Origin of the sequence: Bradyrhizobium sp. 6(2017) (assembly GCF_011058295.2) — a bacterium.
GTDB classification, from domain to species: Bacteria; Pseudomonadota; Alphaproteobacteria; order Rhizobiales; family Xanthobacteraceae; genus Bradyrhizobium; species Bradyrhizobium septentrionale.
The window spans coordinates 2855902-2877936 of the sequence record NZ_CP049289.2; the positions used below are offsets into that span (position 1 = coordinate 2855902).

Consider the following 22035-nt stretch of genomic DNA (forward strand, 5'->3'; position numbering starts at 1 on the left):
CGCCATGGATACGATCCTCGTCGTCAATGCCGGCTCCTCCAGCGTGAAATTTCAGGTCTTCGAGGTGGAAGGCGAGGGTCGCCTGTGGCGGCAACTGAAGGGCCAGATCGATGGCATCGGCAGCCGGCCGCGGATGCGTGCCAGCGGCTCCAGCGGCGAGCCGCTGGTCGACCGCGCTTATCCGATCGAGGCGATAGCCGATGTTCCTGCCGCCATGTCCGTCGCGGGCTCCTGGTTGAGAGATGAGCTCAGAATCAACCCCGTCGCCGTCGGCCATCGGGTTGTTCACGGCGGTCCGGACTACGCGCGTCCGGTGCTGATCGATCCCGTGGTCGTGTCGCGGCTGGAACGCTATGCGCCGCTGGCGCCGCTGCACCAGCCGCACAATCTGGCGCCCATTAAATCTCTGATGACCAATTTTCCGGCCTTGCCGCAGGTGGCCTGCTTCGATACGGCGTTCCACCGCGATCATGACCCGCTGGCGGACCATTATGCCATTCCGCACCAACTGTACGCCGAAGGCATCAGGCGCTACGGCTTCCATGGCTTGTCCTACGAATATGTGGCCAAGCGGCTGCCGCAGATGGCGCCGGAGGTCGCGGTCGGACGTGTGATCGTGGCCCATCTCGGCAGCGGCGCCTCGATGTGCGCGATGCGGGCAGGTCGGAGCGTCGAGAGCACGATGGGATTCACGGCTCTCGATGGTCTTGCGATGGGAACGCGGCCTGGCCAGATCGATCCCGGTGTCGTCCTGTACCTGCTCACCGAGAAGGGAATGTCCGCGCCCAAGGTACAAGACTTCCTGTACCGCGATTGCGGCTTGAAAGGTCTGTCCGGCGTCAGCAACGATGTGCGCGAGCTCGAGAATAGCGCCGACCCGCGGGCTGTATTTGCGATCGACTATTTCGTCTATCGCGTCGGCCTCAACGCCGGCATGCTGGCAGCCGCGCTGGAAGGGCTCGACGGCTTCGTCTTCACCGCGGGGATCGGCGAAAACTCGGTTTCGATCCGTGCCCGCATCTCGGAAAGGCTGGCATGGCTCGGGATCGAGCTCGATCCCGTCGAGAACGCACGGCATGCGACCAAAATATCTCGATCAGACAGCCGAGTTCCCGTCTACGTCGTGCCGACCGATGAGGAACTGATGATCGCGCAGCATACGTTGACGCTGCTCATGAGCCAGCCATTGCCAAATTCAAAAAGCGAGCGAGTGTCATGAGTATCCCGGTTTATCCTGAGACCAAGATCGCGCTGAAGGGCAAAAAGGGCTTGATCGTTGGTATCGCCAACGACCAATCGATCGCCTGGGGCTGTGCCAAGGCGTTTCGCGCGCTCGGTGCCGACCTCGCTGTCACTTATCTGAACGAGAAGGCCAAAAAGCACGTCGAGCCGCTGGCCAAAGCGCTGGAATCGCCGATCTTCATGCCGCTTGACGTGATGGTCGAGGGCGAGACCGAGAAGGTATTCGAGCGGATCGAGAAGGAGTGGGGGCAGCTCGACTTCCTGCTTCACTCGATCGCGTTCTCACCGAAGGAAGCGTTGCACGGCCGTGTGGTCGACGTCGATCGGGCGGGCTTCCAGAAGACCATGGACGTGTCCTGCTGGTCGTTCATGCGCATGGCCCATCTTGCGGAACCGCTGATGAAGAACGGCGGCACGTTATTCACCATGACCTACTACGGCAGCCAAATGGTGGTGAAGAACTACAATGTCATGGGCGTCGCGAAGGCGGCGCTTGAGGCGGCGGTGCGCTACATTGCGGCCGAGCTCGGCCCGAAAGGCATTCGGGTTCATGCCATTTCGCCGGGGCCACTCGCCACGCGCGCGGCATCCGGGATTCCTGAATTCGATGAACTGATGGACAAGGCACAGTCGCAGGCGCCGACGCGAAGTCTCGTCAGCATCGATGACGTTGGCAAGGCCACGGCGTTTCTTGCGCTCGACGGCGCCAAGCTGATCACGGGAAGCGTGCTGTACGTCGACGGCGGTTACCACATTATCGATTAGAGCACGGAAGGTCCGGCTAGCTGTAATGCAGGCCGATGACGTCGGCGACGCAAGCGGGGCGCGTGCCGCCCTCCATCTCGATCGCCACGCGGTAGTGGACCCTCAGCCCGTTCGGCGGCACGTCGACCGCTTCGACGATGCTGACGCGACCGCGCAGCTTTGATCCAGCAGGGACTGGCGCCAGATACCGGATCCGGTCCGCTCCATAATTGATTGTGTTTTTCAGCCCTTTCAGGCCCATCACCGAGCGGATGAACATCGGTGTCAGGCTGAGCGACAGAAGGCCATGCGCGATGGTCATACCTCCAGGCATTTCGGCCTTCGCGCGCTCCTGGTCGACATGGATCCATTGCTCGTCGCAGGTGGCATCCGCGAATTTGTTAATGCGCTCCTGCGTTACCTCCAGCCAGTCACTGACGCCGATTTCGGTACCTACCGCTGCCTTGAGTTCGTCAAACCCGTTAAAAATCCGCATGGCGTCGGCTCGCTCTCTTCAGAGGATCATTTCCGGAACTGCATCGGGAATTGTGAGCTCGGCGTCCGTCACCGCCAGGACCTCGGCGACCGTTAGGCCCGGCGCCGTTTCCAGAAGGGTCGCGTTGCCACCCGGGAAGGCGATCACCGCAAGATCGGTCACCACGAGATCCACGGCGCGCGCGGATGTCAGAGGCAAGTTGCACCTGGCGACGATCTTCGACTTTCCCTTTGCCGCATGTTGCATGGCGACGATGACGCGCTTGGCGCCGCTGACGAGGTCCATGGCGCCGCCCATGCCTGGCACCATTTTACCCGGGATCATCCAGTTGGCGAGGTGGCCGGCGGCGTCGACCTGCAGGCCGCCCAGCACCGTTATGTCGACGTGACCGCCGCGGATCAGGCCGAACGACATCGCACTGTCGAAAATGGCCGCTCCCGGCAATGCGCTGATCGGCTTGCCGCCGGCATCGGTTAGCAGCGGATGGGTCATGCCCTGTTCGGGAATTGGACCAGTGCCGATCAAGCCGTTCTCGGACTGGAAGAATACCTTGAGCTCGGCGGGAACGTAGTTTGCAACGAGGGTCGGAATCCCGATGCCGAGATTGACGAGGTTGCCGGGCCGTAGTTCCTTCGCTACACGACGCGCGATGATGGTTTGTGCATCCATGGGTCACCCGTTCGCGACAAGATAATCGACCAGTGGTCCCGGCGTGATGACGTGATCGGGAGCAATGACGCCGACCGGAACGATATGTTCGGCGGTCACGATCACGGTGTCGGCTGCCATCGCCATGACTGGATTGAAGTTTCGTGCGGTGAGAGCATAGGACAGGTTGCCGGCGTAGTCGGCCAGGAAGGCGTGTACGAGCGCGAAATCGGCGCGCAGCGCGGTCTCCAGTAGATACGGCTTGCCGTTGACTTCGATCTTCTGTTTGCCTTCCTCGACCAGCGTGCCGACGCCGGTAGGCGTCAGGACGCCGCCAAGACCGCAGCCGCCCGCGCGGATGCGTTCAACGAAAGTGCCCTGCGGAATCAGGTCGACCGTGATCTGTTTGCCCAGCATCTGCTGCTGCGCCTTCGGATTCAGCCCGATATGGGTGCCGATCATGCTCGACACGTGCGAGCCCTCGAACAGTTTGCCGACACCCTTGCCGGGTGTTGCCGCATCGTTACTGATTAGCACCAAGCCCGATTTGTTCTGTCTGACCAGTTCGTCAAGCAGGCGCTCCGGCGTGCCCACGCCCATGAAGCCGCCGACCATGACGCGCGCGTTGTTCGGGATCATCGCAACAGCTTCTTCGGCGGATACGGCCTTCATGTTCAAGCTCCCGCAATCGGTCCGAGGTAGCGTGGTTCAGCAAACACTGTCGATTGGCGTGATGGCAACGTTGATCTGGGTCAAGGCCAGGCGTCATTCGTCGTCTGTGCGGCGCCCAATCCCGATAGATCTGTGCCTGGATTAGGCGGCTGCTTTCAAATTCGATGCGGCGCAAAGCCGGAGCCGTTTCGATTCAGCGTGGGTCATGGACAAACAACCGATACCCATCGGTGAACAGATCATCCAATCGAGTTCGGGATGGATCGCTCATCGCTGCGGCCTTGCGCTTTGCGGTCCCGGTCATTTCGACGGCCTCCGCTCGATGTCGATGGTTGCTAAGCCCTGCAAATCTCGCCGTCATCGCGGATCAGCCGCAGACCCGCACCCGGCGGATCCGCCAGCCATTGCCATTCCAGAAACGTTGCGTCACCCATTCGCAACTGCCAAAATCGTCGTATGGCCTAGGACTCGCTCCGTAAGGTGCGGGCCAATAGCGATCCGAAACCGAGACGCCGGGGGCGACGTTACGTCGGGCGCTTGCGGGCGTTGCAACGAGCGAACCGGCAATTGTCGCGACTGCGACAAAAGCAGCAAACGTCATCCTCATCCTAGGCCCTCCCGCGGTTTCGACACCAGCTCTGAGACCAGCCAATTTCTGGTGAAGAAGACAGACCATAAGCGCGAGATAATTTAAAAGCTACGTAAGCCTCTTGAGGCCGCTTCAGCTGGCGGCTCTCCCGTGAACAGATCGTTTCCGGCCTGCTGCATCTTCACGTAGGTCCCGCTTTCGTGCTTCTCCAGCCAGTCGTGCTCGATGGCGTAATTGAGGCCGGCGGTGTATTCGGCCGGCGATGCGCCGTCCTTGTCGATGAAGGGATAGTTGATCTTCTCGATGTAGATCCGGCCGTCCTGGATCGGTTCGAATGCTCGAGCGTGCTCCATGATCCTGCGGGCAGCTCTCTCGGGGTCTGCCCAGGGGCGCCCTTCCTTCATTTTCATCGTCGGATTCCATCGCGCTTCTGCGCGGCGTAAATGTGTGGGGTATGGATTTGGCTCTCAGCGGGCCGATGGCTATCAAATGTTGCGCCACACGGACAGCGCATCAGCGACGATGGCTGTTGAGAAGGCAGCTTTTCGCCGCGCTCCCACATGGCCTGCTTGCGCGCGATCCAGTCGCGCTGATCCCGCCAGGCCTGGAAGTTCGCCTCGGTCAGGGTCGGTAGCAGCTGCTGCCATTCGGCCTCCAACGCCGCGCGTGCCTGGTCGAACGACCCGGCCGGGCCGGCCGTCGATCGGTCGCAGCCGGGATAGAAACCGCATTTCCATTCCCACTGGTCGACATGGTTCGGGACGCCGGCGCGCTGCCCGATCGAGCCGACGCGGACGTCGTCGTAGTAGATATCCCATTTCTCTCGCGGCGCGTCCTTGTCGCGTCGGCGCGCCAGCTCAGTCACGCCTTATCTCCGATCGGACAGCGTTGCCACAGCTGCAGCAGCTCGGCGGCCGGCCGTTTGCCGGCCTTGCTGCACTTCACGCAGCGCAGGCGCCCGGCGAGATCGTGCACCCTGGTGGTCGGAACGTGGCGCAGCGCGGCCAGGTCGACCGCCCTCGGGTCCGGGCAGGAATCTGACGAGAGGAAGCCATGGGACAGATCCGCCGCAGAGTGGTCCAAACCGAAGCGCTTGAAGCGAGATTAGCCCAACACGCTAGGCAGCTTCGCGAGCAGGCCAACGCTATGCCCGCGGGCATCGAAAAAGCGGCCCTGCTAAAGCGAGCCCGACAGGCAGACACTGGCGCGCACCTTAGCGAATGGTTGCTCTCGGCGGCGCTGCAGCCGCCGACCTAGCGGAGCGATCGGATGGACGATGACCCGCCTGCAATAGAATCCAGTCTGAGCGCCTGGCGAAAAAGCCTGCATCGACTTGCGGACTGGATGACGCGCGGCAACCGCAATCCAGAGCCGTCCCGTCCCACCGAGCCGGCCCGCGCCGAAACACCCAGCCGAACAGAACTCCCATCGCGGCAACCGCCGCTACCGCGCCCTTAAAGGTCGCCTCAAGTCGCGGGAAATACCATTCGTCAGGCGCGTTCACCGGAGGCAGCGGCTGCGTGGGCATGAAATCTGTCTGACGCTCGCGCGACATAGCGACTGCCAACGCCAATAAACCCACGGCTATTATTACGGCAGTACGCATGCGATCACCTTAGAGCACCAAGTGGCATGCACAATCGACTAGTGCGGCACCGGTTTCCCACCCTGCCAGGCCCAAGCTTCCGCAGGCTTCCAATAATGCACTTGCCCACAATGCGGACACTTGGCCGGAAGCGAGACGCTTGGCAGAGTCTCTAGGATGACCGTCTCGGTATCCAAGCCGGTTTGAACGGGCTTTCCGGTCTCAGGACAACGGATCAAAATGTCGGGCATGAGCAACCAATTCAAAAAAAAAACGGCCCCAGCGAGGGGGAGCAAGCTGGAGCCGAGTTGGGCATCCCGGCGTCGCCGCGAGAGACGGCACCGGACGCGTTGACAACCCGCGGCGCGCTGCGCCCGTTCCTATGCGCGGCAACCTTACCCCTTCGGAGGTATTAAAATTTTTCGAGTTTCGTGCGACTGATACTGATCAGGATTTTGCAGTCCTTCCTGGGGCTAGAAGCTCAGCGCCGCTCGCGTGTATTTTAAGTGAGCGGCGTTGTGCGTTTGGTGAACAGCAAACGGCAAAAGGCCCCGACGGGGGCTAGCGCGTTAGGGCCTTTAGCGATCACCGATCCGGAGCGCCATACTCAACTCTCGTCCGCGCGAAGATCGCCATACACAGTACCGATAAAGCGGGAACGGGAAACGAGCCCTTCCGGGTTTCTCCCATGGCGTGTCGACGAGGGCGAACGAAGCAAGGTGGCGCCGTGGGGCCACCTTGCTTCAATATCAATACCCTGAAGATGATCTAGCCCGCGGTGGGCTCATCTTCGGACAAGGTCTGCTCGATGGCGGCGGGCATTTTCGCAACCGACATCAGTGAGCGCGCGACCTGATTGAGCAGCTGATCCGCGTTCTCCTCTTCCGCCAACGTCTTCGACAGCAGCGCGACGACAGCACCGTACCGCAATTGCTGCGCGAGGTTACGGGCAGTCGTGTAGCCCGCGATTTCGTAGTGCTCGACGCGCTGTACCGCGCCGATCAACGCAAGATCCGCGGCCGCATCGTCCTTCTTGGCGCTCTCCTTGATCACTTCGCCGCCCTCTTCGACAAGTCCCTGCATACCCTTGCAGGGCTTGGCGCGCGGCTTTTTACCTAGCAACCCGAAGCACTCGTCGAGACGGTCGACCTGCGCTTCGGTTTCGGCCAGATGAATTGTGAAGAGTTCGCGGAGCTGGTCATAGCGTGCCGCCTCGATCATCTCAGGCAACGCCTTTGTCAGCTGTTTCTCGGCATGCAAGAGATCCCGCAGCTGATCGATCAACAGATCGTCGAAGCCAACGAACGCTTCGGACGGGGAACTCTCGGCAACGATGGAAGGTGCCGCGCCGGGATCGCCGCTCTGCAGCGCCGGTGATTCCATGAAAACCCAGCCGTCACCCTCGTTCCAGGGACCTCGGGTGTCGATTTCACCGTTGTCGCCGGAACCGGTCGAATCGTTGAAGAACTGGTCGACGAGGCCTGGGGTAGGAGCGATACGGCCGATGCTGAACGTGGGCTTTCCCATACTCTCAAGCGCAAGCGCGAACGCCTTCATATGAGTGATTTCCCGCGTCATCAGAAACTGCAACGCGTCCTTGGTGCCGGCGTCGTCACAGAAATTGATCAGTCGTTCATAGACGATCTTGGCGCGCGCTTCTGCAGCGATGTTGCTGCGCAGATCAACGTCAAGCTCGCCCGTGATCTTGAGATAGTCGGCCGTCCAGGCGTTGCCTTGCGAGTTGAACAGATTGACGCCGCCCCCGCCGGCAATCGCGATCAAGGGATCGGCTTCCGCCGCTTCGCGATCGAACTTCGAGGGCTTCAGATGCAGGCGTGCGAGGGAGCCGACGACTTCGAGGTGGCTCAATTCCTCCGTTCCAATATCCATCAAGAGATCCTTGCGATCCGGATCTTCGCAATTGAGGCCCTGAATGGAGTATTGCATGGCGGCCGCCAGCTCGCCGTTGGCGCCGCCGAACTGTTCCAGTAGCATGTTGCCGAACCGAGGATCGGGTTCATCGACGCGGACCGTGAACATGAGCTTTTTGACGTGATGGTACATTGAAAGACCTTTGATTGGCAGGGAAAGCTCGAGGCCAACTGGACGCTGTACTGAACGTTCCTAATTCCACTCGAGCCGCAATCAGTTCTGCTCAGAACGTTTTTCAATGCAGCGTTTCCGCCGCGGCTTCGTCGACCGCAGCCATCAAGTCGGCCGTATCCGACTGTTGGATCATATGACCCGCTCCCGGGAGGCGGTGCATCTTGCTGTGCTTGATCTCGTCATGGAGCCTGCCCGATTGCTCGTCGATGTCGATGAGGCGATCATCCTCGCCTGCCAGGATGACGACCGGTATGGCCAGTTCGCCGTAGGTCGTCGCGGACAAGATCGCCGCGGGAACCATCAGCGCAGCCTCGGCGGCGCCGGCGCGAAGTTGCGATGGGCGCACGGCCAATGATTTTGGAAAGCCGTCGAATTTTCGAGGGACGGATTTCGGTCCGAAAAGCTGCCGCAGCATAACAGGCCACATCAGGCGGCTGAGGATCGGCGAAACTGTGTGACTGAGGATATCACCGAAACCAGGTATCGCCGGCCCGGTCATCGCCATGATCGCGTCGGTGCGCGCCGTCGGGAAATAGTATCCGGATGCAAGTATGAGGGCCTCGACCATTGAGGGATGCTGGCTTGCCAAGGCGACTGCGACGGAAGCCCCCCAGGAATGTCCGAGCACGATTGCCTTTTCGACGCCAAGGTGCGCAAGCGCGTCCCTGAACAGATCGGCCTGGGCGGCGGGGGTCCATACGACATTTCGGGGCCTCAGGCTGTAGCCGAAGCCCGGGCGATCGAACACGATAACCCGATAGTGCTTGGCGGCGAGATCGATGAGACCACTTGTCTCAAAATCCTGGATCATGCTGCCATTGCCATGAAGCAGGACCAGTGGCCGGCCGGAGCCGCGTTCGACATAGTGCAGGCGGACACCGTCGATTTCGATGAAGCGTCCTTGTGGCGGATGATCGCGTTGCGCCTTGTCGGCAAGTCGTTGATTGACGACCGCAGCAGCAGCCATCAAGCCGATCGTGGCGACAACGGTGGACGCGATCGGATATTCCTTCAGAGCACGAAAGGGGCTTGTTACCAGCGATGGCGAACGTTTTTTCAGTATGCGCATGTGATACTTCCGCTGGACGGAGCCAGCTGTTTGAGACGGGGAGGGTGCGTCGCCGGATTAACGTCCTGGTCTGATCACGACCTTGATGACGCCGGCTTGTCGCGGAGTTTCATGTGCATCTCGGAGGCGTTTCGAGGCCGGCCGGATGGGGCACCCACAAAGCTGAGATCGATTTGGCCCTCAACGATCTCGTAGCCAACACCGTTGCGGGCCTTGAACCTATCGAGGACAGCTCCCGCCTTGCCATGGCGGTCATGTCGTGCAGGAGCAACAGGAGGCGCAACCATATGTTCCTAGCACTGCGAAGAGATGCGGCACGGGAGGATTAGGAACGAACCTCGCACGGCCCGATTGGGATCCTATAGGACGATTTGGTCTGAGCAACGGGAGACGTCGGTGCGCAAGCTTGTAGTCTTGATGTTGCTTACGGCCGGCGCGGGCGTGCTCGATGGCGCGGGACCTGCGGACGCCCAGGAATATCGCTGGTGTCTTCAGGGAAAGCAGACCGGTTATCCGGGCGACTGAAACTATCAGACGCGGGCACAATGCATGGCATCGGCGTCTGGCCGCGATGCCGGATGTGGCATCAATCCGCGTGCAGCTTTCGCGCGGCAACGTCGGCCTCACTGACGCTCGACCGGACTTAGCCAAAGCTCCCACGCCGCGGGCTGGCACTGCTCGGCAGCGATATCGAGCATTCCATGAGCACAGCGGAAGGCTCGCTGCGGCTCTTCCTACGCTTCCTGTTTGCGCAAGCTAACGGTCGAGCCCATCCCTTTGAACGCGGGACCAAATGTGGATCAAGACAAGAGCGGACGTATCGTTGAGACTTCACTCGAAGCGCGCCAGGGCGAGCTCGATCCCAGCATGTTGATGCTGCTTGCCGTAAGCCTGGCGCTTGCAGGGCTCATCATGGCGGGCACGTGGTTGATATTTTTCGGAGCTTGATCGCAAGCAGCGCGGCGATGGAGGAACTAAAGCGCCGATGCGAGCTTGGCTCACTCCTCACACCTTGGAGATAACTATGAAACGTCCGTTCCTTTTCGTTTGCATTTCTTTATTGGCGGCTGCCACGGCGTTGCCGGCCTCAGCGCAAAATCCACCGGCGCAGTCCGGACCGAACAACAACGCGGTCAACAGTGCCGGTCAGAACAACTCCGACGCTCCTGTCGCGGGTCGCAACAGTTTCACCGAAGGGCAAGCCAAATCGAAGATCGAGGATGCTGGCTACGCCAACGTCACCGAACTGAAGAAGGACGACAACGGCGTTTGGCGCGGCCAGGCCAGCAAAGGCGGATCGGCCACTGCGGTAAGCGTCGACTTTCAAGGCAACGTCAATTCAGCCAAATAATTCGGCCAAGTAAGAAGGATGCAAAATGACCATTACGATTTCTCGTCTTTACGACAAATACAATGACGCCCAGCAGGCTGTTCGACGCCTCGAGGCTGCGGGCGTGCCGCATTCGGACATCAGCATCGTTGCCAACAATTCGGATAGCTGGTTCAGCACCGACAAGAAGGTGGATCGTGACCGCGATGGTGTCGACGATCGCGCCGAAGGTGCCGGCAAGGGCGCTGGCATCGGTGCGGGCCTGGGTGGCGCCGCTGGTCTTCTTGCCGGCCTCGGCTTGCTCGCGATACCTGGTCTTGGGCCCGTTGTCGCAGCTGGTTGGCTGGCCGCGACTGCGGTTGGTGCTGCCGCGGGAGCAGCTACGGGCGGAATTGTCGGAGCGCTCACGGAGGCCGGCGTTTCAAGAGAGGACGCGGACACTTACGCGGAAGGAGTTCGTCGCGGAGGTACGCTCGTGTCGGCGCGCGTAGCGGACGCGGAGCGGTCTCGCCTTGAGACAATTCTCGACCAATCGTCCGTCAATTTGCGTGACCGGAGTGCCGCCTGGCAAAAGGCCGGATGGAAATCATTCGATCCTGCCAGCCAGCCTTACGGCGCCGAACAGATTCGCGAGGAGCGGCAGCGTTACGGTGGGTCACTGCGTTAAAAAGAACATTGCGACGGCTTGCTCGGGCAAGCCGTCGCTTATTCAGTCTTAAATGAACGAGTCGTGATGTACCTCGTCGTATTATGCGAGGACGATTGCAATGGATGAACGCAAGCGACCGCAAAGAGCTACAACGGCGGTTGGAACAAGCACAACGGATGGCAAGTGCTCCGGTTGACTACCCTCTGACCAAAGAGCGAGTGGCAAAATTGATTTGCGATATCGAAGAGCAATTGAGGTAGGCCGCCTCAGTTGATGGCGCCGCCCAACTGGGGGACCAGAAAGGCTCAACATGCAGCCGAAGACAAAGAGCATATCTGCCCAGCCTGCAATGGAACGGGCTTCCCGGCGGTTGCACAGCCGCTACACCCGGGTCACCGAATCTATCCGGTCAAATGCAATGTCTGCGAAGGCAAGGGCAAGATAACGGATCTTTACTGAGGCGGCCTCACGAGGCCCTCTTGTTGCTGGTGGCTGCTCCGCTCTAAGCCCGGATTGACCGACTACTTGCGTCGAAACCGTAGCGATGCGCAACCTCTCGTGGATTGCGAACCGGCGCTGTAATCGCACGCATCAAAGGCTATCCCACAAAGATCACGTTCGGCGAAATGCGCGAAACCGGCGCAACGCGCATCATCGTTTTCTGCAAGGACTATCGGACTATCAGTGCTCTCACAACGTCCAGATGGACGCTTCGAGATGGCCGGACGAGCTGCGTCTGTCCGATCTCGAGCCGCGCTTCACCTGCACAGCTTGCGGCAAGCGAGGCTCGATCATTCGTTCGGTTGATGCGCCCCCGAGGATGGGCACCGGTTAATGGGAGTCGCTAGCAATCGCGGCATGAGGCGATGGCGGGTTCCGGGCTGGAAAATCTATGCCTCGAACCGCATATTTGGCGGATGACCGCGAGGGACCATTTCAAGGCTTACTTAAAGTGCCCGCGTTGTGGGCTTGCCGGCGTCGCCAACTTGGCCGAACTTGATGAGCCGGGCCGGACAACCATGGTGGAGCAGCTTCCACGAGGCTTTAAAGTCGTGAATCAGCCTAGCAATCTCGCTAGCATCGATCTGTTTTGCGAACGATGCGACGTGTCAGCAATCACCTCAGACAATAGACCAAATGACTAGCCATCCCGGACGTCCGAGGAATCGATCCCATCCAATTCGCGACACCGCGGCGGGGACACGTAGCCGTGACGAAGTTCCTTTGGAACTGCAGCCAAGGGGCGTACGTTAGCCTTTATCACCGCCCGGATCAGTGGCTTTTATCGGTGATGAGACCGCCCCGTTAGCGCTCCCGCCTTCCTCGAACAGGAAAGGAGCGCTCCATGGTCATCAAGCGGCGGCGTTTCAAACAAGACCAATCCCTTCAAGAACGTCTGTGTGACGAAGGACAGCGCCTGCGGGCGATGGCCACCGAACTGCCCGTTGGCGCGGCCAAGGAGGCGGCGCTCGAAAAGGCCCGGCAGATGGAGACCGCCTCACATATAGGCGAATGGCTTTCCTCCGCCGGCCTGCAGAGCCCGAAGTGAAGCGGACGAACCAGCGGCGTCCCATCATCGTAGACGTTGCAAGTCCCGACATTAAGCCCCGGGGAGTGTTCGCTCTCGACCTTGCCGACGATGAAACCGCGAGAATGGTGGCTCGAAAAATCGCCGCTGCAACCGGGCGGCGCGTGACACTTCGGGATGCTGACATGATAGCAACGGATTTCCTCGATCTTTCCCGATGTTTGTCTCACTCTCCCGTCTCGGTATATCGCTGCCCGATCGTTCAGCGCGACGACGGGCTTTTTCAGATCGGCACCGGCGACGACGCACCCGGACCCTTTGAGAGCAGAAATCTAGCCGCTGCCGTGGCCTTCCGGCGGAGCGACACGCTCCTGAACCTGGAGGCCGTATAAGCACATGGCCGATACAGAAAAGGGCCGCCGAGAGGGCGACCCGATTCCGAAAGATGTCTGGCGAGACGCTTTGGACTCTAAGGTGTTTCTTCTAAATCGTCAAACGTCATGGCTGACGCGCAGGGTAGCACTCAGCGCGACAATGGCAGCCATCGTTGCGAGCCTCATGTATGGCGAGGTATCGCGATGAATAAGCGAGAACACGACAATCAAGTTTACACTTGCATCGGCAGCGAGCCGTACACGCGCAGGGATGGCACCGAGACGCGGTTGCTGATCTGGCAGTCGCCTGCGATACCTGCGGCGAGCTGTTCGAGTTCAAGGCACCGGCAATTGCGCTGAAGTTTTCTCCGAATCGCCGATGCAAGAAGCATAGACGGCCCGGCGTGCGGGTGCGGAGTGCTGCTGCATGACCAAGACCGAGCACAGCGGCGCCGACGCATGGCGCAACAATCTCATTGTATCGCCGCACCGATCGAGAGTGACGTTGGCCGGCCATGGTTGCTGAAAAGCGGCGCGAAGCCGGACGGCAGCGACCGCATCATGGTGGTGTCGGTCAGCAACGGGGTGGCGAGCTATCACGAAGCCAGCGACGAAGAGAGCGCGGCCGGCGTCTATTACAAGGATGCTGCCGAGTACAGCGCCGCTCAAGGCGTCGCCGCCTAATATGGCCTGGACCCCCACTTTCGCGGCAGCCGGCAGGGCGAGGAATTAACCACCGCCGGTAGCCGAAAGCGCAGGCGGGCACCTTCAACCCCTCACCAGGGCAAGACGCACCGAGCAGCGGCCTTCAGCGAAAACTGAAAGGGACGCTGCCTGGGCGATCTTCGAGCTAGCCCTTCGTTACGATCGCAGCAGGAGCTTTTCCAACCGGGTACTTTCCAACCGGGTACTTGCCAACCGGATATTTGCCAATTGGCATCTTGCCAACCGGAGCCTGTTCGGCGACCGGCTGCGGACGAGGGAGGTCGGCCGCACTGGCAGCAGCCACGAAACCGAAAGTTGCAACTCCAACAACCAGAAACTTCAACATCGTGATCTCCGAGATGGGTAGCTGAGCACGAACACCTTTACCCTCTAACGGCTACAGGGCAATTATCGCTGTATCAAAGCTGGTGCTGGTGCGGTCGTTTCTTTGCTGGATGTGACAGAAACGACACGGAGCGATTACTTTGCGTGGTGCTGGATATGGACGGGCGAGACCGACCTCGTACAGTCGGCTCAGAACAAGTCTCGGTATAATGCGTCCGGTCCGCGCCATTGCGGAGAAAGTGAGCAGGCTTTGCGGCGCCAAAGACATGCGTCGATAATCGAGCGCTTCAAACTGCTTTTGAGCGGTTGGACGCTTCGGCCTCCCGCGCCAGCCGTTCGGCCTTTAGGCGCTCTCGATTATCGTGGAGCGCTTTTTGGGCTTTGGCGTAATCGGTCAAAGCTTCCTTCGCCCTGACCGCTTTGAATACCTTGTGGGCTTCCCGTTCCGCTGCCGCGGGTGCCCGTCGGTTTCGGTCGTTCATTATTTAGACCTCCCATTTGGGCGAAACGAGTCAACGCATGAATACGGCTTTCGATGCGGCATTAAATTCCAAACGAATGCCTCATCTGGACCACCATGCGCTGGACTGCGTAGGTGTACTTGCCTTGGGCGAACTGCTGATCGCCAATGTAAAGCACAACAATAACGCCAATCGCTATCATGAGCCCTTTCACCAAACGCTCCTTGCACGATCCTGTCGCGCCGCTGGCTATGGTCGAGGTGGCTCTGAATGCCGTGATGATGCCGGCATTCTGGTTGGGACCTCGGTCCGCGTCGGCTCCGGTAGTCGGCCGGATCTGACGTTCTGTTCGAACGTACCATCCAGGCCGCAAGACCGGCTTAGCCGCGCCGCAGCGTCGGCATGAACCATTCCTGGTCGCCCTGATCCATACGTGAGAATTATTTCTGTCGCCGGTTAAGGAACTGTTGCGGGCCTCGATCGCACCGTGATCTTACGGGCACGTAGTTTGTGCCAGTTTGCGCAGGCACTTTCTGCAGATATTAGGGACGTTTGTGGGGCGATCAATTCCTTACAGGAACGAAGCGCGTTCGCTGGCACTTGTTGCATATCCGGTGCCGTGCGCAGGGTGCGCCGCAACGATTGACGACAGTCCACGTTTGCAACGAGCCATCCTTCGTACGAGGGCACGAGCCAAGCCGCAGCCCCGGCAAGTTTCATGCGTTTGCCCCGGGGCATCGCTAGGACCTTGGTCTCCGTCGCGCTCGAGGCGCAGACGGTAGCCGTCGAATTTCAGCTCGTGGTACCATTCCGGGCCGGTCGGGACGATCTTCCCGACCGTGGGCAGGAGCAAAACTCGAATTTGGGCATGGCCCCGAGATAGGTATCGAGGGCGAAGAATGCTAATCGCCGCGCGCTACGGCTCCACGATGATCCGGAAGGCCTTCCGCTGTTCGGCTGTTGCCCGAGCCCGCTCGAGCGCCGCCGGGTAGATCAGCTGCTCGTTGAGCTTGACCTCGTAGAGGATCGCGCCGGCCTCCGAGACCAGCGTGAACAGCCAGAACCTTCGCCCGGCCGGCGGGTGCCCATGTTCGCGTTCATAGCGGGCGGTGTAGACCTCGATCTCAGCCATCGGCTCCCATCTTTACCTTGCGGAAATTTGAAAAGCCTTGACCCAAATCAACTGTCGCGGCGCCGCGACAGCTTCAGCATTCACAGCATGAAGTGGGACTGGATAACGATAGCCAGTTGCGCCTCAATCGCACTTTCCGTGTTGATCCTGATTGTCCTATTTGGGATGTAGCTGAGCGCTGTCCGGGGTTTTCCGTGGGTGCACGGAGTTCTTGACATCGGCTTGGCACAAACAGCACTAGGTTGCCGAGTGTTCCCGGCGTAGGCTCATCGTCTACGTGGGGTTGTGTCATGCTAGATGACCTATTCTTCAAATGCTGGGCAGTGATCCTCGGTTTGAGCCCGATAGTCATCGTGGCATTGACCTTGTTTATGCAGTGACGATGCCGGCCGAACCGCTAAGCCCGCGTGAAAAAAGCTCCTGAGGCGCATGGCTCTCGGGAGGCGTGACGCGCAGATTGCTGCACAGATCGGCGGGACCGAAGCGCAAGTATCCGTCCAGCGCCTTCGCTTACTCAGGAAGCTGAAAATCCATTCTCTCGCTCAGCTCGTGGACGCAGCGGAAAGATTAGCTAAATGGCCGTCGTCGCCAATAGCTCCGCCATCGAAACCTGACCCGCACGCACCAAGCGGGCCGGTAGATGGCCCCAGCAACTAGCCTTCCTTCCCACAGGCCCCCCAAGGTTGTTGGAGCCGTCAATTAGAGGCCGCCTCAGTTTGGCGGCCTCTTTCGTTGGGCGGCCTGCGGTGAGCTAGGACTCCTTCTGGAGTAGCCCGCTAGCGCAGTACCGATTGCCACTTTTTCCCGATACTGTGAATGGCGCTCCTCCGGAAAGGGGCGCCCCACGAAGCGGCCCCGGTGTGCTCCCCAAGCCCGACCGGGGCCGTTTCGATTCCAGCGCGGGTCATGGACAAACAGCCGATACCCATCGGTGAACAGATCATCACCATCGCCTTGTGCCGGTCATGACATCAGCTTGAACAGCTCGGGGACGTCGGCAAGCCGGAGCTTGGTGCCCTTCGGCATATGCTGCAGAAGCGTGTGCCTGGTATTGGCTGCGATCTCGTCACGCTTAAGAGGATCGCGCTCGGCATGGAAAGCCCGCGTATCGGCGGCGAACCGTCGGGCGACCTCAGGCGGGATCTCGAGGGGCTTTCGTTTACACGTCAGATAATCGAGAAGTATCCGCGCGACGCGCTCAGAATGCTTAACCTCAATCATTTGCAAGAATTACCAAGGCTCTCTAGCAGCCATTGTCGCTGTTGGCGACGTGAGTAGCGCAATAATCGTAATAAGCGTGGAATGGCCAGTAGCGGCGGTAGTCAAATTCGCCATCGTGACTTGCGAGGCGTGAGCTATAGCTGCCGTGGCCGGTCGCGGGGAGACCCCGTTCAAACGCGAATGCGGAAGTCGAGGGAATGGCACTGCCAACGGCAGCGGCGGTTGCAAGGACAAGGATGGATTTGCGTAACATGACAAGCTCATGTGAAGGTTCATGCGCCATCACATAGGTACGGGCGAAGGAGAGAGCGATTAAATTGCCGTTTAGATAGTTCACTTCGGATTGAAGCGGGATCGCGAGGGGTGAGGCATCACTGTTACACTGAGCCGCTACACCGCAGCTCCCACGAGGAGCCACGATGACCAATGTCCCATCCGCCAGCGTCAGCCCCGAATTGGTCGCCATCATGAAGACTGCACTCGACACGGCGGTGGATCGAACTGAGCGCTCGCACCGTACACCCGCTACGAAAGCGAAGATGGCGCAGCGGATCGTCCGAACGGCCTCTGAAGGAGTCACGGACTTGCATGTGTTGATGAGCGCTGCGGTGGAAGAGGCGCGCGTGCCCGCGGCGTGACCGCTAACGCAATGCTGCGATAAGTTCGGCGGCGGCGACGGACCTTTAACCCAAGGAACTCGAAATCGCCCCGGACACTGCGGGCAGTTAGGGTCCCATATCGCCAGATGGGACCCATTGGCTTTCCATGTGGCAGCCTTGAGGCCTCGCACTCACATGCATCGCGCGACCACGCAAGCCCCAATGCCCCCAAACGATCACCGCGAGCCCAATGCGCTCGAATCAACCCACACATAATGTGTGTGTCGACTTCTCAGAAATACAAAAGCCTGCTACAAAAGCCAATCTCGGGCGCACAAAAAACGTAGGTTTTTCAATAAGAAAGCTGGAAGTCGGCAGTACTCACCCAGCTGTACCACTGCTAGGACACTACTCCTCCAGCAGCGTCTTCGCCTCCTTCAGATCAGGCATGTCGAAGCCTTCAGTGAACCAGCCGTAGATCGGCGCGAGAAGATCACGGGCTTCGCCGCGCCTATTCTGTTTGCGCCAGAGGCGCGCCAAGCTGAGTGATGCCTGCAATTCCAAGAGCTTTGCGCACTGCAGCTTCGCTACCGTGAGTGCCTGATGATAGCTTCGCTCGGCCGCGGATGGATCGCATGTGGCATTCAGTAAATCGCCGCGCAATCGATGCAACCCTGCCTCGTAGCACCGTTCGTCGGTCGTCTCGATGATCCGTGCCGCCTCTGCGAGGCAATTCAGTCCATCGGATGGCTGCCCGACCATAGCGTGGGCCTCGGCGAGCCACATTAGCACAATCGACGTATTCATCGAAGCTCCGGTAGCACGTAATGCTTCCAGCCCCTGTGTGAGCAGCGTGAGGCCTTCGTGTGCCCGGCCACGCGCGGTCAACGCGGCTCCGTGGAATGCTGTTGCCCAACCGAAATGAAATGGAAAACGGTGCTCGGTCGATATAGCCAGAAGTTCCCCGGCGTACCGTTCCATCTCAGGCGAGCGGGTGATCCAGCCGGTCCAATTCGCAAAAATGAGCACGACAGCTAGTGTTTGGGCATGCCTGAGCCGGCGTGTCTCTGTGAATGCCTCCTCCAGCCGCAACCGTGATTGATCGATGTAGCCCAGGTGGGCCAACGTAACGGCGAGGTACGCGAGCATCGTGGCGTAGGGATCTTCGGCCAGTCCCGCACCGATGCCGCGATGCGCATCAGCAAGGCCATGACACTGATCCAGGAGTGCGCGGGCGGCTACGAAATCCCCGAGATGGAGGCGGGTCATCCCGTTTGCGCGGCGACCCCGCAATTGCGCACTCACATCGTTCTGCGCCCCGGCGATTTTTTCGATCTGCTCGGCAAGCGACAGCGCCAGCTTGTGTTCGGATCGGCCCAAATGAAACGCCCATTGGCCAAAGCTCAGCCGCACGAGGTACTCGGGTAGATTTAGCTGTTCGGCCAGTGCGCGTGCTCGCGCGATGGTCTCGCCTACATCGGGCGACGAAAGACCTTTTGTGAAAGCCAGTGCCGGTCTAAGCGCAAGTAAAAGGTCTAGCTCTTGTTGCCGACGCCGAGCGCCGTCCGGCAGACTGGTTAGCGCGTCCAACCCTTTCCGCAATTGGGCGACCGCTTCCGTCATCGCAGAGCCCGCCATCGCTCGCCTACCGGCTTTGAGCCAATAAGCGACCGCCTTCTCCACCAGCCCGGCCTCGGCGCAGTGCCGGGCAAGCAGCGCGGGCTGGGTAACCACGACCTCCGGGAATTGGTCTTCAAGCGTCGCAGCGATACGGGCATGCAGCTGCTGGCGCCGGCCGCGCAGCAACGTGCCGTAGACGGCATCCTGAACCAGTGAGTGCTTGAAGGTGTATTCCGCATGGGGAGGCATGCCGCGCCTGAAGATCATTTCGGCAGACACGAGCTGCGCCAAGGCGTCGTCCAGTTGCTTCCGCGGCATTGGAGTAACGGCTCTGATCAGCTCGTGGGAGAAGTGACGTCCGAGAGCAGCGGCGATCTGCGCCACGTCGCGCGCTGGCGCCAAGTGATCAAGCCGCGCTAGGAGCGATGCTTGTAGCGATGTCGGGATCGCGAGCGGCGTTACCGGACCCGTCACCAGATATCGGTCGCCGCATTCCACAACCAAGCCGCTCTCAACCACTGCCTTGGTTAGTTCCTCGATGAACAGCGGTACGCCGTCAGTCCGATTGGTGATCTGGTCGGCAATTTCCTGTGGCAAGACCTTGCCGCCCGTGACGTGCGCGATCATCGCGGCGGAGAGCTGGCGTGGAAGGCGATTGAGACTGATCAGCGTCACCTGCGCACGGCTGACCCATGGTGGCACGAACTCCGGTCGAAAGGTGACGATTGCCAGAAGCGGTAAGCTCGATGCCCGCTCGACAATTAGCTCGAAAAGTTCAAGTGAGGTGGGATCGGCCCAGTGCACATCCTCGAAAACCATCAGCAGGGGAGTTCGTTCAGCCAGCGCCTCGATTTGCGATCTAAGCGCTTCGAGCGTGTGCTGCCGACGTTGCTGCGGGGCTAGTTCGAGCGTGGGGTAACGTCCGTCGTTCGGCAGCGACAACATTTCGGCAAAGAGCACCACATCTTCTGGCGGCGTGGAACTTCGCGCCAGCAGGGTATCGAGTTTGTCGAGCTTGGCCTGCGCGGTGTCATCATGCGCAAGTCGAGCAGCCCGCTCCAACTGGCTGATGACGGGATAGAGTACGCTGTCAGTGTGCTGTGGGGAGCAGAAATAGCGCAAGCGCGTGTGCGGCTCGGTTGCTAGACGTTCAAGCAGCGCTGCCGTTAGCCGAGACTTGCCGATGCCTGCCTCCCCGGAGAGCAACACAATCTGTCCATCGCCGGATTTGGCTCTCGACCAACGCCGCAGCAGCAAGTCGAGTTCTTCTTCCCGCCCAACGAGGTCAGTTAGGCCGCTCGCATGCATTGCGTCGAAACGGCCTTCCACTGAAGCCGGCCGCAGTGCCGCCCAAGCTCGGGTAGGCCCCGAGATACCCTTGAGTTCCTGTGGCCCAAGATCCTCAAGCTCGAACAAACTGCCCAACAGCTTGCGTGTACTTTCAGCAACCACCACGCTGTTCGGCTCGGCAACGCCCTGCAGGCGCGCCGCGAGGTTCGGGGTGTCGCCAACGATTGCTTGCTCCTGAGAGGCACCCGACCCTATCACGTCACCGACCACCACCAGTCCCGTCGCTATCCCGACACGTGTCTGCAAGGCCGCGTGGGTCTTCAGATCACGTATGGCTGCAACCATTTCCAGCCCAGCGCGCACGGCTCGTTCGGCATCGTCCTCGTGGGCCTGAGGATAGCCGAAATAGATCAGCACCCCATCGCCCATGTACTTCGCAACGAAGCCCTCAAAGCGACCCACGGTCTCTGCGACGGACTTCTGATAGGAGGAGATCACCTCCCGCAAATCTTCTGGGTCCATGCGCGCCGATAGTGCAGTTGAGCCGACCAAGTCTGAGAACATCACTGTAACTTGGCGACGCTCCGCGCGGTCTTCGTGAGAAACGTTCGGGGCACTGGACACGACCGCGAAGTTGGCTGAAGGCGCGTTGTTATCCGTATCGGCTCGCAGCGCAGCGATAGCATCTAGGAGCATCCGGCGGTGACCGACAGGACCAACGCCGATTTCCTTCAGGTCCTCCTGCGTGAGGCTCGGGAGGACCCGCTCGCTTATCTCGTTCTCGCGGAATGCCGCCTCGTATCGTTCGAGGCCAAGGCTCCGCAGCCAAACCGCGACGTCCATGCTGGCATCCCCCTGCACCTCGTAATGCACATCTTCGAGGCGCGTTAGTGGGGCTCACTTGCAAACAGGAACCATACTACCACGGCGGGCCTGAACCAGCTTCTTCTCGGTTGAGCACTTGCCCCCACAGGTGCTTGCGGACAATACAAAACGTCACTACAAACGGTGGACTCCTGCGGACAAATTCGTTTGATTTATCAACGGTTAAGCTGGCCAGAAGTGGTTCCCACCCAACTGTCCTTGCTCCTCGCAATCACAATTTGGAAGGTCATAAGGCGGCTTGCGCATGCTGGGCGTTGCGGCAAGTTCGAGGCACAGCGGACATCGTTGATCGGGGTAAGATTCGCCAAAGCGCTCGGCTCTCGCAATTGTGTACGATCGTGCAGCATGCGCTGCTTACCTACATTTTAGGCCATGAGTCGCCTGACACGTGGAGGCGGACCGTGCAGCCGTTCGATGGAGTTGATGAACCGAAAACGAGTAACATGCCAATAGACCTGCTTATCACTTGGATTGTAATGTTTGGAGTTCTTGCTGGTTTGGCTATGTTGTCCCGTTGAACGTCAACTCGCGCGATCATGCTCGGCTTTGGGCGTGTGCGACCCGGCGCGCACCATCTCGACTACGTCTGTGGTGTCATTCCAGCATTCAGCGCCACGAAGAGCCGATGTAGGCAACGTGATGCACCGCATGACCCGTGCACATTGGGATGACGAGCAATGCGCACCACTTCCAAGAAGTAGACCATTGGAGAAGGTTTCGATGCGTTCTCTCCTGACCGTAGGCT

Annotated in this window: 26 protein-coding genes; 12 read left to right on the top strand and 14 right to left on the bottom strand. The window is 59.9% G+C overall.

What is annotated here, in order from left to right:
- Nucleotides 1-4 precede the first annotated feature (4 nt).
- Nucleotides 5-1219 (top strand): acetate/propionate family kinase, encoded by a 1215-nt coding sequence (locus tag G6P99_RS13515; RefSeq protein WP_029084593.1) that lies wholly within the window; start codon nucleotides 5-7, stop codon nucleotides 1217-1219.
- Nucleotides 1216-2007, top strand: coding sequence for an enoyl-ACP reductase FabI (gene fabI, locus G6P99_RS13520; RefSeq protein ID WP_029084594.1), 792 nt, complete (start codon nucleotides 1216-1218; stop codon nucleotides 2005-2007). Before G6P99_RS13515 ends, fabI begins: the two co-directional genes overlap by 4 nt.
- A 16-nt stretch (nucleotides 2008-2023) precedes the next feature.
- Here fabI and G6P99_RS13525 read toward each other — a convergent pair whose 3' ends face one another.
- From G6P99_RS13525 to G6P99_RS13560, 8 genes are all read right to left on the bottom strand, one after another.
- Nucleotides 2024-2482 (bottom strand): MaoC family dehydratase, encoded by a 459-nt coding sequence (locus G6P99_RS13525; protein WP_029084595.1) that lies wholly within the window; start codon nucleotides 2480-2482, stop codon nucleotides 2024-2026.
- Nucleotides 2483-2500: 18 nt separating this feature from the next.
- Entirely contained in the window at nucleotides 2501-3151 is a 651-nt protein-coding gene (locus G6P99_RS13530) for a 3-oxoacid CoA-transferase subunit B (RefSeq protein ID WP_165128480.1), read from the bottom strand.
- A gap of 3 nt (nucleotides 3152-3154) precedes the next feature.
- Entirely contained in the window at nucleotides 3155-3802 is a 648-nt protein-coding gene (locus tag G6P99_RS13535) for a CoA transferase subunit A (RefSeq protein WP_165128482.1), read from the bottom strand.
- Nucleotides 3803-4492: 690 nt separating this feature from the next.
- Complete coding sequence (locus G6P99_RS13540) at nucleotides 4493-4801, bottom strand: hypothetical protein (protein WP_051346741.1); 309 nt, start codon at nucleotides 4799-4801, stop codon at nucleotides 4493-4495.
- Nucleotides 4798-5256 carry a hypothetical protein gene (locus tag G6P99_RS13545; RefSeq protein ID WP_029084598.1) on the bottom strand — a complete coding sequence of 153 codons (459 nt, stop codon included), beginning with the start codon at nucleotides 5254-5256 and terminating at the stop codon, nucleotides 4798-4800. Before G6P99_RS13545 ends, G6P99_RS13540 begins: the two co-directional genes overlap by 4 nt.
- Nucleotides 5253-5474: a hypothetical protein gene (locus G6P99_RS13550; RefSeq protein ID WP_165123035.1), complete on the bottom strand. Its 222-nt coding sequence runs from the start codon at nucleotides 5472-5474 to the stop codon at nucleotides 5253-5255. The genes G6P99_RS13545 and G6P99_RS13550 overlap by 4 nt, the downstream gene beginning before the upstream one ends.
- A 1270-nt stretch (nucleotides 5475-6744) precedes the next feature.
- Nucleotides 6745-8040 carry a DUF892 family protein gene (locus G6P99_RS13555; RefSeq protein WP_029084600.1) on the bottom strand — a complete coding sequence of 432 codons (1296 nt, stop codon included), beginning with the start codon at nucleotides 8038-8040 and terminating at the stop codon, nucleotides 6745-6747.
- Between the two features lie 103 nt (nucleotides 8041-8143).
- Nucleotides 8144-9151, bottom strand: coding sequence for an alpha/beta fold hydrolase (locus G6P99_RS13560; protein ID WP_029084601.1), 1008 nt, complete (start codon nucleotides 9149-9151; stop codon nucleotides 8144-8146).
- Nucleotides 9152-9547: 396 nt separating this feature from the next.
- Between G6P99_RS13560 and G6P99_RS47655 the strand changes: the two genes are divergently transcribed.
- The 8 genes from G6P99_RS47655 (at nucleotide 9548) to G6P99_RS13595 (ending at nucleotide 13716) form a co-directional block, all read left to right on the top strand.
- Entirely contained in the window at nucleotides 9548-9676 is a 129-nt protein-coding gene (locus G6P99_RS47655) for a DUF3551 domain-containing protein (protein WP_371261250.1), read from the top strand.
- Between the two features lie 24 nt (nucleotides 9677-9700).
- The gene (locus G6P99_RS47660; protein WP_414645592.1) at nucleotides 9701-9781 is read left to right on the top strand and encodes a DUF3551 domain-containing protein; all 81 of its coding nucleotides are present in this window, start codon (nucleotides 9701-9703) and stop codon (nucleotides 9779-9781) included.
- Between the two features lie 165 nt (nucleotides 9782-9946).
- Complete coding sequence (locus G6P99_RS13570) at nucleotides 9947-10099, top strand: hypothetical protein (RefSeq protein ID WP_165128484.1); 153 nt, start codon at nucleotides 9947-9949, stop codon at nucleotides 10097-10099.
- A gap of 76 nt (nucleotides 10100-10175) precedes the next feature.
- A complete protein-coding gene (locus G6P99_RS13575; RefSeq protein ID WP_165128486.1) occupies nucleotides 10176-10502 on the top strand; it encodes a hypothetical protein in 327 nt (108 codons plus the stop codon).
- 25 nt (nucleotides 10503-10527) lie between these two features.
- Complete coding sequence (locus G6P99_RS13580; protein WP_029085252.1) at nucleotides 10528-11148, top strand: general stress protein; 621 nt, start codon at nucleotides 10528-10530, stop codon at nucleotides 11146-11148.
- 1327 nt (nucleotides 11149-12475) lie between these two features.
- Nucleotides 12476-12679: a hypothetical protein gene (locus G6P99_RS13585; RefSeq protein WP_035978201.1), complete on the top strand. Its 204-nt coding sequence runs from the start codon at nucleotides 12476-12478 to the stop codon at nucleotides 12677-12679.
- Nucleotides 12676-13050 (top strand): hypothetical protein, encoded by a 375-nt coding sequence (locus G6P99_RS13590; RefSeq protein WP_035978200.1) that lies wholly within the window; start codon nucleotides 12676-12678, stop codon nucleotides 13048-13050. Before G6P99_RS13585 ends, G6P99_RS13590 begins: the two co-directional genes overlap by 4 nt.
- 399 nt (nucleotides 13051-13449) lie before the next feature.
- Nucleotides 13450-13716, top strand: a complete 267-nt coding sequence (locus tag G6P99_RS13595; protein WP_156929023.1) for a hypothetical protein — start codon at nucleotides 13450-13452, stop codon at nucleotides 13714-13716.
- Nucleotides 13717-13882: 166 nt separating this feature from the next.
- On the opposite strand, the gene G6P99_RS13600 is transcribed toward G6P99_RS13595, so the two are convergent.
- Both G6P99_RS13600 and G6P99_RS13605 read right to left on the bottom strand, forming a co-directional pair.
- Nucleotides 13883-14083 (bottom strand): hypothetical protein, encoded by a 201-nt coding sequence (locus G6P99_RS13600; RefSeq protein WP_084518763.1) that lies wholly within the window; start codon nucleotides 14081-14083, stop codon nucleotides 13883-13885.
- 286 nt (nucleotides 14084-14369) lie between these two features.
- Nucleotides 14370-14564 (bottom strand): hypothetical protein, encoded by a 195-nt coding sequence (locus G6P99_RS13605; protein WP_165128490.1) that lies wholly within the window; start codon nucleotides 14562-14564, stop codon nucleotides 14370-14372.
- Nucleotides 14565-14601: 37 nt separating this feature from the next.
- On the opposite strand from G6P99_RS13605, the gene G6P99_RS13610 reads away from it, so the two are divergent.
- The gene (locus G6P99_RS13610) at nucleotides 14602-14949 is read left to right on the top strand and encodes a hypothetical protein (RefSeq protein WP_156929022.1); all 348 of its coding nucleotides are present in this window, start codon (nucleotides 14602-14604) and stop codon (nucleotides 14947-14949) included.
- 510 nt (nucleotides 14950-15459) lie between these two features.
- On the opposite strand, the gene G6P99_RS13615 is transcribed toward G6P99_RS13610, so the two are convergent.
- The gene (locus tag G6P99_RS13615) at nucleotides 15460-15675 is read right to left on the bottom strand and encodes a hypothetical protein (RefSeq protein WP_029084729.1); all 216 of its coding nucleotides are present in this window, start codon (nucleotides 15673-15675) and stop codon (nucleotides 15460-15462) included.
- A gap of 429 nt (nucleotides 15676-16104) precedes the next feature.
- On the opposite strand from G6P99_RS13615, the gene G6P99_RS47665 reads away from it, so the two are divergent.
- The gene (locus G6P99_RS47665) at nucleotides 16105-16332 is read left to right on the top strand and encodes a LuxR C-terminal-related transcriptional regulator (protein WP_084518761.1); all 228 of its coding nucleotides are present in this window, start codon (nucleotides 16105-16107) and stop codon (nucleotides 16330-16332) included.
- A 306-nt stretch (nucleotides 16333-16638) separates the two neighbouring features.
- On the opposite strand, the gene G6P99_RS13620 is transcribed toward G6P99_RS47665, so the two are convergent.
- The 3 genes from G6P99_RS13620 to G6P99_RS13630 form a co-directional block, all read right to left on the bottom strand.
- Nucleotides 16639-16896, bottom strand: a complete 258-nt coding sequence (locus tag G6P99_RS13620) for a hypothetical protein (RefSeq protein ID WP_029084728.1) — start codon at nucleotides 16894-16896, stop codon at nucleotides 16639-16641.
- Nucleotides 16897-16918: 22 nt separating this feature from the next.
- A complete protein-coding gene (locus G6P99_RS13625) occupies nucleotides 16919-17365 on the bottom strand; it encodes a hypothetical protein (RefSeq protein WP_156929020.1) in 447 nt (148 codons plus the stop codon).
- A gap of 538 nt (nucleotides 17366-17903) precedes the next feature.
- The gene (locus G6P99_RS13630; RefSeq protein WP_165128492.1) at nucleotides 17904-21248 is read right to left on the bottom strand and encodes an adenylate/guanylate cyclase domain-containing protein; all 3345 of its coding nucleotides are present in this window, start codon (nucleotides 21246-21248) and stop codon (nucleotides 17904-17906) included.
- Between the last annotated feature and the right edge of the window lie 787 nt (nucleotides 21249-22035).

Excerpts from the sequence above, each read along its gene's own strand:
- G6P99_RS13625 (WP_156929020.1), bottom strand. The coding sequence starts at position 17,365 with ATGATGGCGACCAATTCGGGGCTGACGCTGGCGGATGGGACATTGGTC.
- G6P99_RS13535 (WP_165128482.1), bottom strand. The coding sequence starts at position 3,802 with ATGAAGGCCGTATCCGCCGAAGAAGCTGTTGCGATGATCCCGAACAAC.
- G6P99_RS13600 (WP_084518763.1), bottom strand. The coding sequence starts at position 14,083 with ATGTTGAAGTTTCTGGTTGTTGGAGTTGCAACTTTCGGTTTCGTGGCT.
- G6P99_RS13555 (WP_029084600.1), bottom strand. The coding sequence starts at position 8,040 with ATGTACCATCACGTCAAAAAGCTCATGTTCACGGTCCGCGTCGATGAA.
- fabI (WP_029084594.1), top strand. The coding sequence starts at position 1,216 with ATGAGTATCCCGGTTTATCCTGAGACCAAGATCGCGCTGAAGGGCAAA.
- G6P99_RS13530 (WP_165128480.1), bottom strand. The coding sequence starts at position 3,151 with ATGGATGCACAAACCATCATCGCGCGTCGTGTAGCGAAGGAACTACGG.
- G6P99_RS13580 (WP_029085252.1), top strand. The coding sequence starts at position 10,528 with ATGACCATTACGATTTCTCGTCTTTACGACAAATACAATGACGCCCAG.
- G6P99_RS13620 (WP_029084728.1), bottom strand. The coding sequence starts at position 16,896 with ATGATTGAGGTTAAGCATTCTGAGCGCGTCGCGCGGATACTTCTCGAT.
- G6P99_RS13610 (WP_156929022.1), top strand. The coding sequence starts at position 14,602 with ATGAATACGGCTTTCGATGCGGCATTAAATTCCAAACGAATGCCTCAT.
- G6P99_RS13630 (WP_165128492.1), bottom strand. The coding sequence starts at position 21,248 with ATGGACGTCGCGGTTTGGCTGCGGAGCCTTGGCCTCGAACGATACGAG.
- G6P99_RS13540 (WP_051346741.1), bottom strand. The coding sequence starts at position 4,801 with ATGAAAATGAAGGAAGGGCGCCCCTGGGCAGACCCCGAGAGAGCTGCC.
- G6P99_RS13515 (WP_029084593.1), top strand. The coding sequence starts at position 5 with ATGGATACGATCCTCGTCGTCAATGCCGGCTCCTCCAGCGTGAAATTT.
- G6P99_RS13575 (WP_165128486.1), top strand. The coding sequence starts at position 10,176 with ATGAAACGTCCGTTCCTTTTCGTTTGCATTTCTTTATTGGCGGCTGCC.
- G6P99_RS13525 (WP_029084595.1), bottom strand. The coding sequence starts at position 2,482 with ATGCGGATTTTTAACGGGTTTGACGAACTCAAGGCAGCGGTAGGTACC.
- G6P99_RS13615 (WP_029084729.1), bottom strand. The coding sequence starts at position 15,675 with ATGGCTGAGATCGAGGTCTACACCGCCCGCTATGAACGCGAACATGGG.
- G6P99_RS13585 (WP_035978201.1), top strand. The coding sequence starts at position 12,476 with ATGGTCATCAAGCGGCGGCGTTTCAAACAAGACCAATCCCTTCAAGAA.
- G6P99_RS47660 (WP_414645592.1), top strand. The coding sequence starts at position 9,701 with ATGGCATCGGCGTCTGGCCGCGATGCCGGATGTGGCATCAATCCGCGT.
- G6P99_RS13605 (WP_165128490.1), bottom strand. The coding sequence starts at position 14,564 with ATGAACGACCGAAACCGACGGGCACCCGCGGCAGCGGAACGGGAAGCC.
- G6P99_RS47665 (WP_084518761.1), top strand. The coding sequence starts at position 16,105 with ATGGCTCTCGGGAGGCGTGACGCGCAGATTGCTGCACAGATCGGCGGG.
- G6P99_RS13560 (WP_029084601.1), bottom strand. The coding sequence starts at position 9,151 with ATGCGCATACTGAAAAAACGTTCGCCATCGCTGGTAACAAGCCCCTTT.